Genomic DNA, 17,160 nt, shown 5'->3' on the forward strand with positions numbered 1-17,160 from the left:
TGTTAAGATTGTGCTAGTGCCCTCTTTGTTAAATGCTTTTGCAAATCACTGAATATGGCCCTACTCATATGCTGATATCCTTCAGACGTAAGATGAATGCCATCGTCACTAATCAAATGGTTCAAATCACCAGCAGATTTTATATAGGAACGTACATCGATTAATGGAACCTTTAATTCTTCGGCAAGTTTTTTTAACTGGCGATTATACATCCCATGCCAATGTTCAATCCCACCTACTTGAGAGATAAAATGTCCGATGGAAGGTCCGAAACGATCAGCAATAGATCGATAATATCTAGTGGGGTCCAGAGGTGGAAGAGTTAAAAGAAAGGGTGCGACATGCTTGTCTTGTACTTGTTTGACAAGTTGAGTGATATTCTCAAGGTACCGATCAATCGGAACAATAGGTTCATGGTCTCCTTCGGGGTTCTTCGCGACTTCCTCCCAATGGAAGTTACAATCGTTACCACCCACCTCTATTAATACGATATCCGGATTTTCTGACATGACGTCTTTCTGAAACCGGCTGACTAGCAAGTCGGAATTGTCATTAAAGACCCCTTTATTCAAAACTTCAACGAATGGCAGTGACTCTGTCAACTTCGCTAAAGAGCTAGGGTAATTTTCTTTGATAATACGAAGCCGGCCTTTAACATAAGAGATACCTCTAGTTAAACTATCTCCAAAACAGACAATCCTCAAAATGTTCACCTCGATAGGTTAATGTGTTACTTTTCATTTTAGTGGCATAATTGTTTTTCAGCAAACTAAAATTTTTCTTTCCATATAAGAAAGATATTTTATTAAAAGGATACCCGATTTTTCTTAATGAAAACTTTAAAAAGCGCTGGAATTCCAGCGCTTTTGATTTAGTGTGAGGATTTTTCCTGTGTTGCTGTTTCAACCCTCGCTTTTCCCATAAAGAAAACAACGATGGCTGCCAGGGCGATGGGAATCAGAGCCAAAGTGAAGATTAAGGCAATGGAATCAGACATCGCATAAACAATCTTATCCAGGATCATATCTGGAATTTGGGCACGCGCATCTGATTGGAATAGCTGCCGCGGATCTTGGGTAAGAACAGAGGTATCCGGTCCACCTTGCATGCCTTTGAAGGCATCGGCCATCTTACTAGTGAACGCATTGTTCTGAATTGCTCCATAAATGGTGACACCTAGCGTCATTCCGAAAGAGCGGAGGAATGAATTGGTCGAATTCGCTGATCCCCGGTACCTTGGCTCCAAATTGTGAATGGACGCAATTGGAAGAAGGGAGAAAGAAAAGCCCATACCGAACCCTGTCAGGATCATATACAAGGTTAGTAACGTCCTGCTGGTTTCAGGAGTTAACGTCCCCAATAATAGCATTCCTCCAAAATAACAAACGACGGAAATCGTCATTAAGTTTCGGAAGCTGGTTTTGGAATTGAAAATCCCGCCGATTGCACTCCCGACAACGGATCCCAACATCATCGGAGTGAGGATTAAACCTGCATTTGTAGCTGAACCTCCGTATACTGCCTGCACGAAAATCGGGATATAAACGGTTAAAATAATAAACGTGCCTCCATATAGAATCGCTAAAATCTGAGAGGTAGCAAATAACCGCCTTTTAAATAGCCATAACGAGATGATGGGGTCTTTGGCTCTTCTTTCGAAAAAGAAAAAAGAAACGAAAAACACGATAAAGCTTGCAAACAGAGCAAGGATAGGAAATGAAGACCAACCATACTCTCCACCTAACTCAAGGGCGAACATTAAACTGACGACAGCAATGACGAGTGTGGCTGCCCCAGCGTAATCAATTTTTTGTTTCTGCGTGTTGGCTTTTTCTTTGTAATAACGCAGGATGAAGAATAATGAAATGAAGCCAATTGGAACGTTAACATAGAAAATCCAGTGCCAGCTAGCATAGTCTGTTATATATGCCCCTAAAAGAGGACCTAATACGCTTGAAGCTCCAAATACAGCTCCGAAAAGTCCAGTCAATTTCCCGCGTTTTTCAGGTGGGAAAATATCAAAGACGATAGTAAAGGCAATTGGCATCAAGGCACCGCCACCAATCCCTTGAATGGCCCGGAAAATACTTAACTGAACAATGCTTTGTGCCATGCCGCATAGGGCAGACCCAATTAAAAAGACGACAAGCCCAAAAATGAAAAACCGCTTCCGACCATACATATCGGAGAGCTTACCGAAAATCGGCATACTTGCCATCGTCGCAACCATGTAGGCCGATGTGACCCAGACAAACTTATCGAACCCGCCTAAATCAGAAACGATCGTTCCCATGGCGGTGGCAACGATTGTATTGTCCATTGCTGACATCAGGATTCCCAATAACAGTCCGGCAACAATGAATTTCTGGTTTCTTTGTTGTTTCTCCAAAGTATTTTTCCTCCTCTTTTATGAAGCAATTCGTTTATTCTTTTGCATGAATGAACGATAATCGTTAAGATAAAATCAAACCATTTATCTTGATTATCAAGATAAATTCAAGTGTAAAAGGGGAGGCATTTTATGTCAAGCGATAATGGGTTGAATGCAGACCTTTTAGAGAGTTTAAAGCAAAGCCTCAAAAGATACGGAATGAGGACTGTTTTATTCCAACAAAATATGGCCCAAAAAATAGGGGTGGCTCATACGGATTTGAAGACTGCTGAAATATTGAATGAAACCGGACCGATTACAGCTGGTGAGCTAGCAAAAATAACAGGATTGAGCACAGGTTCGGTTACGGCGCTAATCGACCGCCTTGAAAAGTCAGGCTATGTAAAAAGGGAAAGAGACCATTTAGATGGAAGACGCGTGATGATTATCCCAATCGCGAAAAGGCAAGAACAAATCAAAGCACATTATCATGCACTTTCTACCGCTACAACCGATTTATGCACTTCTTATAATGAAAGTGAGCTTACGCTGATTCTTCAATTTGTTGAAGATATTAACAGAATCATGGAAAAAGAAAATGAGGTATTAATGAATGAGCGAAGAGAGTTCTTGAAATAAGGTAATGGTTTGGACCCATAAGCCATATAAAAGGGTTTTTAAAAGAGTGTAATTCCTTAATAAATGGAATGAAACCCTGAATAAAATATATATTGATAATGATTATCAATATTGATAATATGAATCTAGAAATTATCATAATATTATCAGGGGAGAGTCTAGAATATGAAAACGAAAGCAACCTTAGCCATTTTATTATCTACTAGCCTGTTATTTGGGTGTTCGGAGAAAAATGAAGAAACTAAGCCTGCAGAGGTGGATGCTAAGGAGACAAGCGTGAGTGCGCTGGATGGTGTATCCAACGACTATCGGGAATTTGCGATAGGTGAAATAGAAGAGTTTGTAAATGCGACGGAAGAATTCACGACGGCCGTAACGTCTGGAGACATTGAAAAAGCGAAGCAGTTATATGCACCGGCTCGCATGCATTATGAGCGCGCTGAACCCATTGCTGAAATTTTTGGCGATCTCGACCCTAAAATAGATGCGCGTAAAGGTGATGTCAAGGATGAAGAGTGGGGCGGATATCACCGAATTGAAATGGGCTTATGGAAAGAGAACACAACAAAGGGTTATGAAGAGTATGCTGAGCAATTAATGAAAGATGTGAATCTGTTGCGTGCTAAAGTGGAAACAGTAGAGGTAACACCTGATGTGTTAATCACTGGGGCCGTTGATTTACTTAATGAAGTGTCTACATCCAAGGTGACTGGAGAAGAAGACCGCTATTCTCATACGGATTTGTATGATTTCGTTGCCAATGTAGAGGGCGCTGAAAAAATATATGAATTATTGATACCTACCCTTAAGAAAAAAGACGAGGCGCTTACAACCGAAATCAAAGAGCGTTTTGCCGGAGTTTACAGCTTGCTTGAAAAACATAAAGATGGTGATGGATATGTTTCTTATACGGATTTAACAAAATCTGAGGTGAAATCATTAAGCCAGGCTATCGATGCTTTAGCTGAACCACTTTCGCAAATAGGGATTGTAATGGAGGAGTCTTAATTGAAAGAACAAACATCAAATGACGAAAGCTCACTTTTTTCTAAAAAAGTGAGCCGTCGTGATATGTTGAAAACAGCTGGCATCGGTGGGGTCGGAGTTGTAATAGGCGCATCGGGATTAGGCGGTATGCTATCCCTATCTGATTCAAAGGCAAAGGGACAACAAACAAATGATACTGTCCCTTTCTATGGGCCTCATCAAGCGGGAATCACTACAGAAGCTCAGGATAATCTCTATTTTGCTTCGTTAGAAGTGACATCTGAAAAAAGGTCAGACTTAATTCAATTATTTAAAGATTGGACAGAAGCGGCTGCCCAGATGACATCTGGCAAACCGGTAGGCGAAGCTTCCTCGAACAGGAGCATGCCACCCAAAGATACAGGGGAAGTAGAGGAATTATCCCCTTCTAACTTGACGATAACCTTTGGGGTGGGTCCTAGTCTATTTACGAAGAATGGAAAAGATCGCTTTGGCTTGAAGTCTAAACAACCGGCCGAATTGAAAGATCTTCCCTCATTTTCTTTAGATGCCTTAGAAGAATCATGGAGTGGAGGGGACATTTGTATCCAAGCCTGCGCAGACGATCTTCAGGTAGCTTTTCATGCCGTCCGGAATCTGGTGAGGATTGGAAGAGGGAAAACGATAATCCATTGGGCCCAAACAGGTTTTCAACGTACGAAGAAGGCTGATTCTAAAAAATCGACTCCTCGTAATTTGTTCGGTTTTAAAGATGGAACCGTGAATCCGAAGAAAAGCAGTGAAATGAACCAGCATGTCTGGGTAAAGCCGGGGGATGGCCCTTCTTGGCTTGCAGGGGGTAGCTACATGGTCGTCCGCCGAATTCAAATGTACATTGAAGTGTGGGATCGGACCACGCTGAAAGAGCAGGAAAATACATTTGGTCGTCATCGTGACAGCGGAGCCCCATTAGGAATGAAGAATGAATTTGATACGGTTGATGAAAATCCTAAGGATGAAAACGGAAATCGTATCATTCCTGAGAACTCCCATATGATTCTATCCCGTGGTGATGGAACAAATAAGATCTTGCGTCGTCCTTATTCATATGCTGACGGAATGGATCCTAAGACGGGAAGCTTCAATGCGGGACTTCTGTTTATTTGCTTCCAACGAAGCCCAAGTAAACAATTTATTCCGATACAGGAGCGTCTTTCAAAGAATGATAAGTTAAATGAATATATCATCCACCGGGGCAGTGCCATATTTGCTTGCTTGCCGGGTGTAAAAAAGGGTGGCTATATCGGCGAGACCCTTTTCGGGTGAATTTTATAAAATGAGAGACGGTAAAATCGCCAGCATGGATAGGAATCCGAGTTGGCGTTTTTTATCATAAAAGGGGAGTTTGTCATGTCTATTTTTAAGTGGAGAAAGGGTTTGTTCGCTTTATTAGTCAGTCTTATATTTCTGACGTCTGCCATACCTGCTGCTTCAGCCGGTGAAAACCACGATCAGCTTTTCGTATATATCGGCGATAGTCTGATGAAGGTGAAATCTGGAGATCTTGAATCGGTTTCTAGTAATATCACACTTTTTGAAAAGGATTGGGAAAAGATAAAAACAGAAAGTAAGGGTGCCAAAAAGGTTGACGAATCCTTACTATCTTTGAAGAATGCGATGAAAAAGCAAGAAGATGCAGGAGAAATAAAAAAGAAATTATCCGCTTTATCCACTTCTCTTGTTAACTATGATACGGAAGAAAATCCAGTTGACAAAGCCGATTATAAAGATCGCTTAGAAACACTGCTTCCATTAATCAATGATTTGGATGCTACGATCGAAGAACAGGACTTTGGCAAAGCGAAGAGTGAATATCAAAACCTCCTCAATCAATGGAATGAGGCAGAAGTTGTTGTCCGGGAAGAAAGTGTTGCTTCATACGGAAAAATGGAAACCTATATGGCGTTTGTCCGGATAGCCATCACGCAAGATCCACCCGATCCAGAAAAGGCGCGGGCTAATCTTGATGAACTGAGGGGCTTAATCCAAGGTTTTCTTGAAGGAAAGGTAGAAAAAGATGTTCAGCAAACGTATTCGTTAGGCGACGTAACAGTCCTTTTAGAAAATACTGTAGAAGATATAGAAGGAAATGATATCGATTCTGCAATTGAGCAATTAAATGAAGTATTAATGATTTGGCCTAATGTGGAAGGGGAAGTTTCTACGAGGGATAGCAAGCTTTACAGTGATATGGAAACTAAGGTACCCAATGCCATCAGCCTGCTGCAATCGAAGAATATACAAGCAGAGGAAGCAAAAGAAATCATATCAGACTTACATACACGGCTGCTGCCTCTAATTGATGATACGAGCTATACAATATGGGATGCTGCCCTGATCCTTTTACGTGAGGGGTTAGAAGCTCTTCTTATCGTGGCAACACTGTTGTCCTTCCTAAAGAAAATTGGACAGGCAGACAAACAAAAATGGATTTGGTCTGGCGTCGGTGCAGGCTTGGCAGCAAGTGCAATCCTTGCCGTCATTATCAATATTGTCTTTTCACAGATTACGGCCGCATCAAGCCGGGAGTATATTGAAGGAGTCACGGGCATAATTGCAGTGCTAATGATGATGACCATAGGATTTTGGCTTCATAGTAAATCGAATATTCGTGCATGGAACCGTTATATTAGCAAGCAAATGAATCATGCCATCGCAACAGGCAGTATCTTTTCTTTCGCTTTAATCAGCTTCCTATCCATATTCCGAGAAGGAGCGGAGACGATTATCTTTTATGCTGGAATGGCTCCATATATGGAATTGAAACAGCTACTGATAGGGATTTTGCTAGCCTGCCTGATCTTAGTGGTCATTGGTTACATCATGCTTCGTTACAGCGTAAAAATGCCAATGACGATCTTTTTTAAAGTGGCAACGATCTTCATCTATGCATTGGCATTCAAGATACTGGGTGTTTCCATCCATGCACTTCAAGTTTCTCAAGTGCTTGAGACGCATGCACTTCATACTTTCCCATTTATTGAATGGATAGGCCTTTATCCGACAGTAGAAACTTTAGTGCCTCAAATTGTTTTATTACTGCTGGTTATCGTAGCTGCCATTTGGATTAAGAAGAATAATTCCACAGTTGCATGAAAAAAAGGACTGACAATGATAAAGTCAGTCCTGCTTTTCAATGAAGAGAGCGGCGATAATTGTATTGCTTCCATTGATAAAGGATAAAGCAGCCTATGCAGAATCCAAGGATGGCAATGAAGGAAGCCAACCCGACCATCACGGTAAATATATAGCCAGTAACGTTCCAATCCAGTAAAAAGGAGACTAAACCCAAACTTAGGCAAACGACGGCAATCATCTGGTTAAACTGTTGCTGTGCATGGTCTTCGGGAATATAGGCAGAGGGTTCTTTTTTTAGGAAGAGCTTTGCCATGCGCATGACCGGATTAAAATTAAAGACCAAACCTAATAGACCTGCTACTAAAGGAACGGCCAATATCCATACTTGACTAGTAGATAAGGCAGTCACCACACTTAAAAATATAAACCATTGATTGGTTCGGACAAGAGGACGCGGAATAGAACGTATTTTATCAGGCAAAAGAAATCCCAACCTTTCTGATGAGTTTTATATAAGTTTATCTTTTTACATTTGATTTGGGAAGTGGGAAAGACTATAGTTTACCTTATTTATAATAATTTTAATTTAGTATTGATTATTATGAAGAAGGTAGTATAATGTTAATATGATAATAAAAGGAGGACGGTTTCATGGTAGCAAAAGTTTGTACAACATGTGGTACCCAGATAAAGAAATTAAAGCATTCTTCCCTATGCCAGTGCGGTCCCAAAATACTTAGCAATCAGTTTTTAACAAAAACAAAAAAATAAACGATGGTATTAAATATATGAGACCGACTATTATTACAGTAGTTGGTTTTTTGTTTATTTCTAAGGGTAAAATTAAGTGAGGTAATTGATAATAAATATTTTTCAAGCGAATAGAAATGATGTAGGATTAGATTAACAATACAATGTCACGATCAGGATAGAGTAGTGTCCAAGTTTACTTAAACCATCACGTGACGGTTGGGAGGGGTTATATTGGGAACGAGGTATTAAAGATTGGCGAGTTAGCAAGCCTGGCGAATGTTACGAAGCGAACTGTAGATTACTATACTAATATGGGTCTGCTAAAAGCAGAACGTTCCTCCTCTAACTACCGTTATTATTCAGTTGAGGAACTTGAGCGGCTACGCAGGATCGAGGAGTATAAAAGAAAAGACCTTTCATTAGAAGATATAAAAGAACTATTAAAACCGAATTCGAAGTCTCCGTATGTAATTGAAGAAACAGGACTTCAACTCAAAAATAAAATCAATGACTTGAATGAGGAATTACGGGAAATAATCAGCTTGCTTAAAAAAGATGAAAAAAATGAACTTCATCTAAAAAAACAAATTTCTCATGAAAGCATTACGTTGATTCAATCACTATTAGTGTTGTTAATTTGATAAAAATTATCCCAATAGTTTGGTGCATGACGGTGCATATTACTAGTAAGGGCCTCTTCACTAAATGGTTTAGAATCGACTATCATAGTGCAACTTGTTTTACCTACCAAACAAATCACCATTTATACAGGAGGTGCTTGGGACTATACTATTGATTATCCAATGAACAAATCAAGGAAAATCAATGGTAAACCCGATCATATTGGAGATATTTATAAAATTATTAGCAGTGGCTTTATTAATAGCATTAACCGCATTTTTCGTTGCCTCGGAATTTGCAATCGTAAAAGTAAGGAGTTCCCGTATCAATCAATTAATTGAAGAGGGCAATAATAATGCACTATCCGCAAAGAGAGTAATTTCACATATTGATGAGTATCTATCTGCTTGTCAATTGGGTATAACTGTAACTGCATTAGGTTTGGGTTGGTTAGGAGAGCCTACCGTAGAAGCCATCCTAGAACCTTTATTCCATAGGTGGGGTGTAGAACAATCGGTTAGTCATATTCTTTCCTTCGTTATTGCGTTTGCATCGGTTACATTCTTACATGTTGTTATTGGTGAACTTGCACCAAAAACAATAGCGATTCAAAAGGCTGAAGAAGTAACGTTAATGTTTTCAAAGCCACTGATTCTATTTTACCGTATTTTATACCCATTCATCTGGGTATTGAATGGTTCTGCCCGTGTCCTTACAGGTATGTTCGGATTGAAACCTGCTTCTGAATCCGAAATGGCACACTCGGAAGAAGAATTGCGAATCATCTTATCGGAAAGCTATAAAAGCGGTGAGATTAACCAATCGGAATATAAATATGTGAACCAAATTTTTGAATTTGATGAGCGAATTGCCAATGAAATTATGGTACCGCGTACAGAAATGACAGTTATTGAACTCGGGATGCCTTTACTGGAAGTCGTGGAGCTAATTCAAGAAGAACAGTATACCCGTTACCCTGTTATAGACGGTGATAAGGATAATGTAGTGGGGATGGTCAATATTAAACGTCTTTATACAGCTACTATCACCGAGAAGAATGTTTCGGAATTGACAGTTGATTCGTTCGTCACGCCGGTTATACGGGTTCTTGAAACAATTCCTATTCATGATCTGCTGCTGAAAATGCAGAAGGAACGGATTCATATGGCCGTGTTGACTGATGAATATGGCGGTACCGCAGGCCTCGTTACGGTAGAAGATATTCTCGAAGAAATTGTTGGGGAAATCCGTGATGAATTTGACCAAGATGAACGCCCTCTTATCCAAAAAGTCGCTGAGGGACATTATGTGTTTGATGCAAAGACATTAATTGAAGATGTTAATGATACCCTTGCCATTCAGTTACCTGAAGATGATATAGATACTTTGGGTGGTTGGTTCCTTACAGGCAGATTCGAAATTGCTGTTGGTGACCAAATTGAATTTGAAGGATTTAACTTCACGGTAAAAGAGATGGATGGTCATCACGTTTTATATGTAGAAGTTAAGAAAATCAAATAAAGATGTATATGTGAAAAACCGGAGATGCAATCCGGTTTTTTTCTGTTTTAAGAAAAGTCTTCGACAGTATTAATTCTCGTTTATAATCTGATTTTTTTAGATAGTACTATGGTAGGAATCTTTTAATAATGGCCATTCAAATCTTGGAAAATGGTTGCTCAAGGTATCTATTTACACTATAAGAATGATAAACTAGGAACTGTAATTAAAACCTTTTTGCATAATAAAATACAAGATAAATAAGATTGAATGTACAAATAAGCTTTTATCACCCGAGTGGTTAAAATATTTGCTTACTATAAATATTGAAAGAAGGCGGTTGGCAAAATGGGATTCAAAAGGAAACAAATGCTGGGATTCGGTTTAATCCTGCTTTTTTTAGCTATACTACTTTCCTTTATGGTGTTTACGCTCAATAACCTTAAAGGCAGCATGACTGAAATCGTAGAAGACCGGTATTATAAAGTTTCTGCGTCGATGGAAATTCGCCAGTTGTTTACACAGTCTGACCGTGAGATCTTGTTTGCGGCCAACGATGCCAATAAGGAAGAAAGAGCAGAAAGCCTTGAAGTCATCAATAAGAACCACGATTTGATTGAGCAGAAAATAGCTGAACTGTCGGGAACGTTAAATAAAACGAAGGCACGGCAATTATTGAAAGAGTTTGAAACGCAATATGTTACTTACTCTATAACCGAGTCCGAAATCATTCAGAATATACAATCCAAAAACCCCTCCACCGATCTTTCCATGTTAATGAATGATCAGCGGGATAAGCGGACAAAAGTTATCAGTACTATGGGAGCTTTTAAAGATTATCAAGAGAGTGTAATGAATGATACGTTAAGTAATGCCAAAAAAACCTATGAAGATATGATTAATTTTACCGTTTTTGCTGTTATTCTTAGCATTCTAGTAATTTCTGTGACTATCGTTTGGATGATACGCAGTACTTCAAAAGATTTGCAATCCATTACGAAGGTCATCAATAATATTGATTTTAAAAATTTATCGGTTGTACCGAGAATTCCTATACGTACAAATGATGAAATTGGTGATATTGCTCGTTCATTCAATGAAATGGCAGCATCGCTGGAAACGTATAATCGTAAGGAAAAAGACTTCACCGATAAAATCAGCGGACAGAACTGGGTTCAAACCCGAGTTGCTGACATTGCTACCATGTATCAACGCATTGTGGATGTGGAAGTGCTTGCAGACAGATTCATCACGAGACTTGCACCGATGATGGGGGCTTCGCTTGGGGCGTTTTATATCAGACGTGGCGAAGGGGAGAATATGCGTTTTGTGAAAATTTCCAGCTTTGCGGGAGATGGCGAGAATGCAGGACGAAGTGAATTCCGCATGGGAGAAGGCTTAATTGGCCAATGTGCTCTTGAAAGAAAAGTGGAATTCATTGATGGCATCCCTGAGGACTTCCAATTGGTTACAACTGGGCTAGGCGAAGTTAATCCTAGAAGTATCGTCATCGCCCCGGTTGTATTTGAAGACGAAGTGGTAGCCATGGTTGAATTAGCAAGTTTGGAGAACTTCACAACATTGCAGAAACAATTCTTAACTCAAGTCTTGGACACTTTGGGAATCACCATTAATAATGTCGAAGGCCGGATGGAAATAGAACGTCTATTGAAAGAATCACAAGCACAGACTGAAGAATTGCAAGCTCAATCAGAAGAATTGCAATCTCAATCAGAAGAAATGCAGGCGCAATCAGAGGAACTGCAAACACAGGCTGAAGAATTGCGTATGATTAACGAGCAATTAGAAGAGAGAAACCGTGAAACGGAAGACAAATCGAAAGAACTTCAAATCGCAAAATTAAATCTTGAAAAACAAGCCGAAGAATTAAAACTAAGTTCAAAATATAAATCCGAGTTCATGGCAAATATGTCCCATGAATTACGGACGCCACTTAATAGCATTTTAATTTTATCGGAAATGCTTTCTGATACTAGTGACAGTAAATTGAATGAAGAACAGAAGGAATTTGCTCGTGTCATTAACTCGTCAGGTCAGGATTTACTAACATTGATCAATGACATCTTGGATTTATCAAAAGTTGAAGTGGGTAAACTTGAAGTGGTCTTTGAGGAAATGAACATGAGTGAATTACCGGACTTGTTACATCGGAATTTCGATCACGTTGCGAAGAAAAAGAACATCGACTTCAAGGTTACAAAAGATAAGAACGTTCCTGACATTTTCTTTACCGATGAACAACGGTTCCAACAAATTCTGAAAAACCTCTTGTCCAATGCATTTAAATTCACAGAGAAAGGTTCAGTCTCTGTCCAAATTAAAAAAGCGGACGAAGAAAATGTCGCTCAGTGGATTCAAACGAAGGGCGCGAATAGTTGGGTTGAAATTAATGTGAAGGATACGGGTATCGGAATTTCGAAAGATAAGCAAAAATTAATATTTGAAGCATTCCAGCAAGGTGATGGAGCTACTATGCGGAAATACGGTGGTACAGGACTTGGCCTTTCCATCTGTCGCGAGTTTGCTAAATTATTAGGTGGATGGGTTATTGTCGATAGTCAGGAAGGGGAAGGAAGCACATTTACCTTCTTCATTCCAAGTATGCCAGAGGGCTTTAAAAACATGGGTGAAGCTATTGCGGCTTCTCCAGAAGTGGCAGCAACGGCTAGCGTTGAAGAAACTGCTCCTATTGCTGAGAAAGAGCAACCCGATGTGGTGATATTAGATGGAGAGGGGCAGAAAAACGCTAATCCTTTCTTCGGTAAATCGGTGTTGGTAGTAGACGATGATCACCGTAATATTTTTGCTCTGAAAAATGCGCTCAAAAATGAAGGCATGGAAATTCTTACAGCAGAGAACGGTTATGAATGTTTGGAAATCCTTGAAAAAGGAAACAGTATAGATGCCATATTAATGGATATCATGATGCCAGGCATGGATGGTTATGAAACAATGACTAGAATCCGCGAACAAAGTGAGTACGACAATCTTCCTATCATTGCACTCACTGCAAAAGCGATGAAGGGCGATAGGGAAAAATGTCTGAAAGCTGGCGCATCTGATTATGTAAGTAAACCCTTAAAATTGGAACAGTTGCTTTCGGTTTTACGTGTTTGGTTGACGAATTAATAGTAAGGGTAAGGAAGGTCTTAATGGAATGAAGGATACCTTGACGGTTGAAGAACGAGAAAATATTGAAATTGAATTGCTCTTGCAAGCCGTTTATTCTGTCTCTGGCTTTGATTTTAGTAAATATATGCGATCTTCCATACAGCGGAGAGTGGAAAATCGAATGCGGTTAGACCGCATTAGAAGAATAAGTGGCATGATCGAAAAGGTTTTATATGAAAAAGGGTTCGTTGAGAAACTTCTGAATGACTTTTCCATAAATGTCACGGAAATGTTTCGGGACCCTGATTTCTTTAAGTCTTTTCGAATGAATATTGTTCCGCTACTGAAGAAACTTCCTGAAATCCGTATCTGGCATGCAGGCTGTTCAACCGGCGAAGAAGCTTTTTCGATGGCAATTCTTCTTAAGGAAGAAGGACTATATGATAAAGCAAAAATTTATGCAACCGATATGAATGAACCGGTGCTAAAACATGCTCAAAAGGGAATTTTACCACTCAATCGTATGCAGTCTTACACGAAAAATTATCTGCAAGCGGGTGGTAAACAGGAATTTTCGAAGTATTATACGACGGATTATCAAAATGCTTATCTTGATTCGGATCTTCTCAAGAATGTCGTATTTTTTCAACATAATCTCGTAACGGATGGTTCGTTCAATGAATTCCATATCATTATGTGTCGAAATGTGATGATTTACTTTACGGGTGAATTGCAAACTTATGTCAATCAATTGTTTTATGATAGCCTCTGTAAAGATGGTTTTCTAGCGGTAGGAAGTAAAGAATCTATTCGTACCTCTTCCTTCTCGGAACAATATGAGGATTTTGATGCAAGAGAGAGAATCTATAGAAAACTATAAGGAAAGGGAGTTCGCGCATATCTGGCGAACTCCTTTTTTTTGATATCTATAAATATTTTCTAATTCGAGGTTTTTTGTTTAGATTGATGATATAAGGGTATATTTAATGAGTTAGCTATATGAATTTGTTGAACCAAATATTCATCTTTTTTAAAAACAGTATAATTAAGATATAATATAGTGGGAATCCTTTTTTAAGGAAAACCTTGCGATATATAGTGCACGACTGCAAAAGATAAAAAGGTGCCGCTCGATATAAGCCAAAAGGGGAATAAAAGAATGACGATTTTAATCGTAGATGATAACCAGGTTAATCTCTTCGTTATAGAGAAAATTCTAAAGCGGGCTGGCTATGCGGATTTTCTATCATTAAAGTCAGCGCATGAGATGTTCGACTATTTACAAGTGGATAGCCCTCAACCCATTGAGACTTCTGTTGATATTATACTGCTTGATATTATGATGCCTGAAATTGATGGAATTGAGGCGTGTAGAAGACTTCAAAACATCCCCCATTTAAAAGACATACCAGTGATATTTGTAACCGCACTTGAAGATTCAAACAAAGTGGCTGAAGCATTGGATGTTGGTGGGATTGATTACATTATGAAACCTATTAATAAAATTGACTTATTAGCTAGAATTAGAGTGGGACTTAGGCTTAAATATGAAAAAGATTGGCATAAAATGCAGGAAGAAAAAATACGGAATGAATTAGATCTATCGATGCAAGTGCAGAGTAGTCTATTGAGTGAACCCGTTGAGAGTGATCATTTAACGATAAAGGCTTCGTACTTACCCGCAAATAAATTAGCTGGAGATATGTACTACTGGCACCGTATTGATGAGAGACGATATGGAATTATCTTGCTTGATATGATGGGGCATGGAATAACGGCTTCTCTTGTCTGCATGTTTATTTCCTCTGTTCTAAGGGATGCCATTCGAAAACATACGGATCCCGTAGCAGTCATAAATGAAATGAATCATTGGATGAGTATTCTTAATAAAAAAGAAAACCAGATTCACTATTATTTCACTGCGATATATATGGTTATTGATACTGAACGTAAAACCTTGGAATATGTAAACGCAGGTCATCCACCAGGTTTTGCTTTAATGGACGAGGGGGAAGTAGTGTCTCTTTCTAAGGGAACGTGCCCAGTTGGTTTCTTTACGGAGATTAAAGTGGAGAAAACGGTTATTCATTATGAAGATAGAATCCAAATTCTTATATTTACTGATGGAGTGATGGAGGCTATCGATAGAGAAGGAATTGACGGACTGGGCAAGATAAAAGAAATTGTCTCAACGCGTTGGTTCGATTGCGAAGAGAAGGCCCCAATTGATTTAGTCATGTCCTCTGAACTCCAGCATGACCAACCTGATGATATGTGTGTGGTTGTAATTCAAGCTAATTGATAAAGGAAGAGGCTGCAGTTAACCTGCAGCCTCTTCTGTATATGAGGGGGGAGATGTAACCCTAGGCTTTAGAATATTGTGTCAGAAAATTATTTTTCCTTCACTTTTCCAATACCTTCTTGGATATTCCCTTTGATTTTATCCAGTTTTCCTTCTGCTTGTAAGTGAGGATCATTTTTCGCGTTTCCGACTTGGTCTTTTGTTTCACCTTTTGCTTTATTGACGGTACCCTTAATCTTATCTGATAATCCGCTCATTATGAGTTGCCTCCTTGTTTTTTTAGTCTACTCTAAATATACCCGCTTGAAGTGGGAGTAAACCATATTGAGATAAAAACCCTCATGAAGCGATTGTTGCTCCTTTGCTGTTGTTCACAATGAATTGATAAGCATGTTCAACGATTAATTCTTTGTCAAAATCCAGCGAAGCGACATGATAGGAATTTTCAAGGGATATTAACTTTTTGCTGTGAGACCTAATAGAATCGTATATTTGATTCGAACATTGAGCCGGGACGACATGGTCTTCGGGAGAATGGAAGAGAAGGGCCGGGCAGCTAATATTTTCTAGATGTTGGATTGTTTGATCCATAATCGTAAGCAATTGATTGACTGCTGTTATGGGAACTTGATCATAGGTGATTTCCAAAGTATTGTTGTCTTTGATGTCGGGTGCTCCTTCTGCAATGAATCGTGGAGCATTCTGGTTGCGATAGATTTTATATTCGGGAACTTGAAGTGCGGCGTTGATAGTAAGGATTCCATCACAAGGAACTTTAGAAGCCAAGTCCAAGACAAGGGTACCGCCCATTGATTGCCCCAATGCGAATACATGTGTACACGTGTGCTTTAGCTTTCTATAAGCGGCTTCTATATTCTGAATCCACTCTTGATAATGAACCGTTTCCATTTCGCGCTCATTTGTTCCATGCCCCTTTAAACGAGGCGCGTAAACGGTGAAACCTTTGGCAGCCAAACTTTCACCTATATACCTAACGCTTTGGGGGGTCCCGTTAAAACCATGACAAATGAGGATTCCAATTGAGTTTCCAGGATAGAAAAAAGATTCCGCACCTGGTATGACCTTTGCAGACGTCATGTATCCATCTCCTTTAAAATCTTAGTAATTGATTTTCAAAAAATACTATTCCGATTATAATACTTGGTTAAATGATAGCATAGAGAAAATTTTAAAGTCAATAATAGTTTCTTTAAATGAATTATATGAAGTTAAGAAATTTTACAATATTGATTGGAATGAACGAGTGTTAAACGATTGCCTGGATATTGAATGAAAATGTAGTTTTCCTTCAATGATAGTAATCTTAATACTCCAGGAAATAGTGTGGGGTTAATAAGTATAACTAATCAGGTGATTTATAAAATAGGCATTGACTTTTAACTGAAATAGGATTAATATAAATAAGCACCAAGTAAACAAACAAAACTTCATTCGCTTTTGGCTGATCGCCAGAAGAAATAACACAAAAAAAGCTATTGACTTCTTATAAAAGAAATGGTAAGATGAAATGGTCGCTGAGAAACAACGGCGATTAAAAATTAGTTTAAAACTTCGCAGAAGTTGACAACTAATCAGTAGTGTGTTATGATGAATACACAAGTTGTTCTAACGAACAACGAGCTAATTGCTCTTTGAAAACTGAACAAAACAAAGCGCCAACGTAAATTTTGAGTGAGCACACACTATAAAAAAGCAAAATGAGCAAGTCAAACATTTC

At 39.0% G+C, this 17,160-nt stretch carries 14 protein-coding genes; 9 read left to right on the forward strand and 5 right to left on the reverse strand.

Annotation, left to right across the window (positions count from 1 at the left end):
• Positions 1 to 2 precede the first annotated feature (2 nt).
• Positions 3 to 704: an SGNH/GDSL hydrolase family protein gene (locus ACQKL5_RS19115; RefSeq protein WP_427610467.1), complete on the reverse strand. Its 702-nt coding sequence runs from the start codon at positions 702 to 704 to the stop codon at positions 3 to 5.
• Positions 705 to 871: 167 nt separating this feature from the next.
• The gene (locus tag ACQKL5_RS19120; RefSeq protein WP_427610446.1) at positions 872 to 2,389 is read right to left on the reverse strand and encodes an MDR family MFS transporter; all 1,518 of its coding nucleotides are present in this window, start codon (positions 2,387 to 2,389) and stop codon (positions 872 to 874) included.
• Between the two features lie 132 nt (positions 2,390 to 2,521).
• Between ACQKL5_RS19120 and ACQKL5_RS19125 the strand changes: the two genes are divergently transcribed.
• From ACQKL5_RS19125 to ACQKL5_RS19140, 4 genes are all read left to right on the forward strand, one after another.
• Positions 2,522 to 3,010 (forward strand): MarR family transcriptional regulator, encoded by a 489-nt coding sequence (locus tag ACQKL5_RS19125; protein WP_427610447.1) that lies wholly within the window; start codon positions 2,522 to 2,524, stop codon positions 3,008 to 3,010.
• A 165-nt stretch (positions 3,011 to 3,175) separates the two neighbouring features.
• A complete protein-coding gene (gene efeO / locus ACQKL5_RS19130) occupies positions 3,176 to 4,018 on the forward strand; it encodes an iron uptake system protein EfeO (protein ID WP_427610448.1) in 843 nt (280 codons plus the stop codon).
• Positions 4,019 to 5,302, forward strand: coding sequence for an iron uptake transporter deferrochelatase/peroxidase subunit (gene efeB / locus ACQKL5_RS19135; RefSeq protein WP_427610449.1), 1,284 nt, complete (start codon positions 4,019 to 4,021; stop codon positions 5,300 to 5,302). It begins immediately after the preceding gene.
• 84 nt (positions 5,303 to 5,386) lie between these two features.
• The gene (locus ACQKL5_RS19140) at positions 5,387 to 7,132 is read left to right on the forward strand and encodes an FTR1 family iron permease (protein ID WP_427610450.1); all 1,746 of its coding nucleotides are present in this window, start codon (positions 5,387 to 5,389) and stop codon (positions 7,130 to 7,132) included.
• A 37-nt stretch (positions 7,133 to 7,169) separates the two neighbouring features.
• Here ACQKL5_RS19140 and ACQKL5_RS19145 read toward each other — a convergent pair whose 3' ends face one another.
• Positions 7,170 to 7,595, reverse strand: a complete 426-nt coding sequence (locus tag ACQKL5_RS19145; RefSeq protein ID WP_427610451.1) for a DUF4395 domain-containing protein — start codon at positions 7,593 to 7,595, stop codon at positions 7,170 to 7,172.
• A gap of 481 nt (positions 7,596 to 8,076) precedes the next feature.
• Between ACQKL5_RS19145 and ACQKL5_RS19150 the strand changes: the two genes are divergently transcribed.
• The 5 genes from ACQKL5_RS19150 to ACQKL5_RS19170 all read left to right on the forward strand — a co-directional run bounded on the left by ACQKL5_RS19150 (position 8,077) and on the right by ACQKL5_RS19170 (position 15,422).
• Positions 8,077 to 8,508, forward strand: a complete 432-nt coding sequence (locus ACQKL5_RS19150) for a MerR family transcriptional regulator (RefSeq protein WP_427610452.1) — start codon at positions 8,077 to 8,079, stop codon at positions 8,506 to 8,508.
• Positions 8,509 to 8,692: 184 nt separating this feature from the next.
• Positions 8,693 to 10,009: a hemolysin family protein gene (locus ACQKL5_RS19155; RefSeq protein WP_427610453.1), complete on the forward strand. Its 1,317-nt coding sequence runs from the start codon at positions 8,693 to 8,695 to the stop codon at positions 10,007 to 10,009.
• Positions 10,010 to 10,336: 327 nt separating this feature from the next.
• Positions 10,337 to 13,138, forward strand: coding sequence for a response regulator (locus ACQKL5_RS19160; protein WP_427610454.1), 2,802 nt, complete (start codon positions 10,337 to 10,339; stop codon positions 13,136 to 13,138).
• Positions 13,139 to 13,166: 28 nt separating this feature from the next.
• Positions 13,167 to 14,000 (forward strand): CheR family methyltransferase, encoded by an 834-nt coding sequence (locus ACQKL5_RS19165; protein WP_427610455.1) that lies wholly within the window; start codon positions 13,167 to 13,169, stop codon positions 13,998 to 14,000.
• A gap of 279 nt (positions 14,001 to 14,279) precedes the next feature.
• On the forward strand, positions 14,280 to 15,422 hold the full coding sequence (locus ACQKL5_RS19170) for a PP2C family protein-serine/threonine phosphatase (protein ID WP_427610456.1): 1,143 nt from the start codon (positions 14,280 to 14,282) through the stop codon (positions 15,420 to 15,422).
• A gap of 89 nt (positions 15,423 to 15,511) precedes the next feature.
• Here the strand turns inward: ACQKL5_RS19170 and ACQKL5_RS19175 are convergent, their stop codons facing one another.
• The gene (locus ACQKL5_RS19175) at positions 15,512 to 15,679 is read right to left on the reverse strand and encodes a CsbD family protein (protein ID WP_427610457.1); all 168 of its coding nucleotides are present in this window, start codon (positions 15,677 to 15,679) and stop codon (positions 15,512 to 15,514) included.
• An 82-nt stretch (positions 15,680 to 15,761) separates the two neighbouring features.
• Entirely contained in the window at positions 15,762 to 16,520 is a 759-nt protein-coding gene (locus ACQKL5_RS19180) for an alpha/beta hydrolase (protein ID WP_427610458.1), read from the reverse strand.
• Positions 16,521 to 17,160 lie beyond the last annotated feature (640 nt).

The organism is Peribacillus sp. NPDC097675 (assembly GCF_050277655.1).
Taxonomy (GTDB): domain Bacteria; phylum Bacillota; class Bacilli; order Bacillales; family DSM-1321; genus Peribacillus.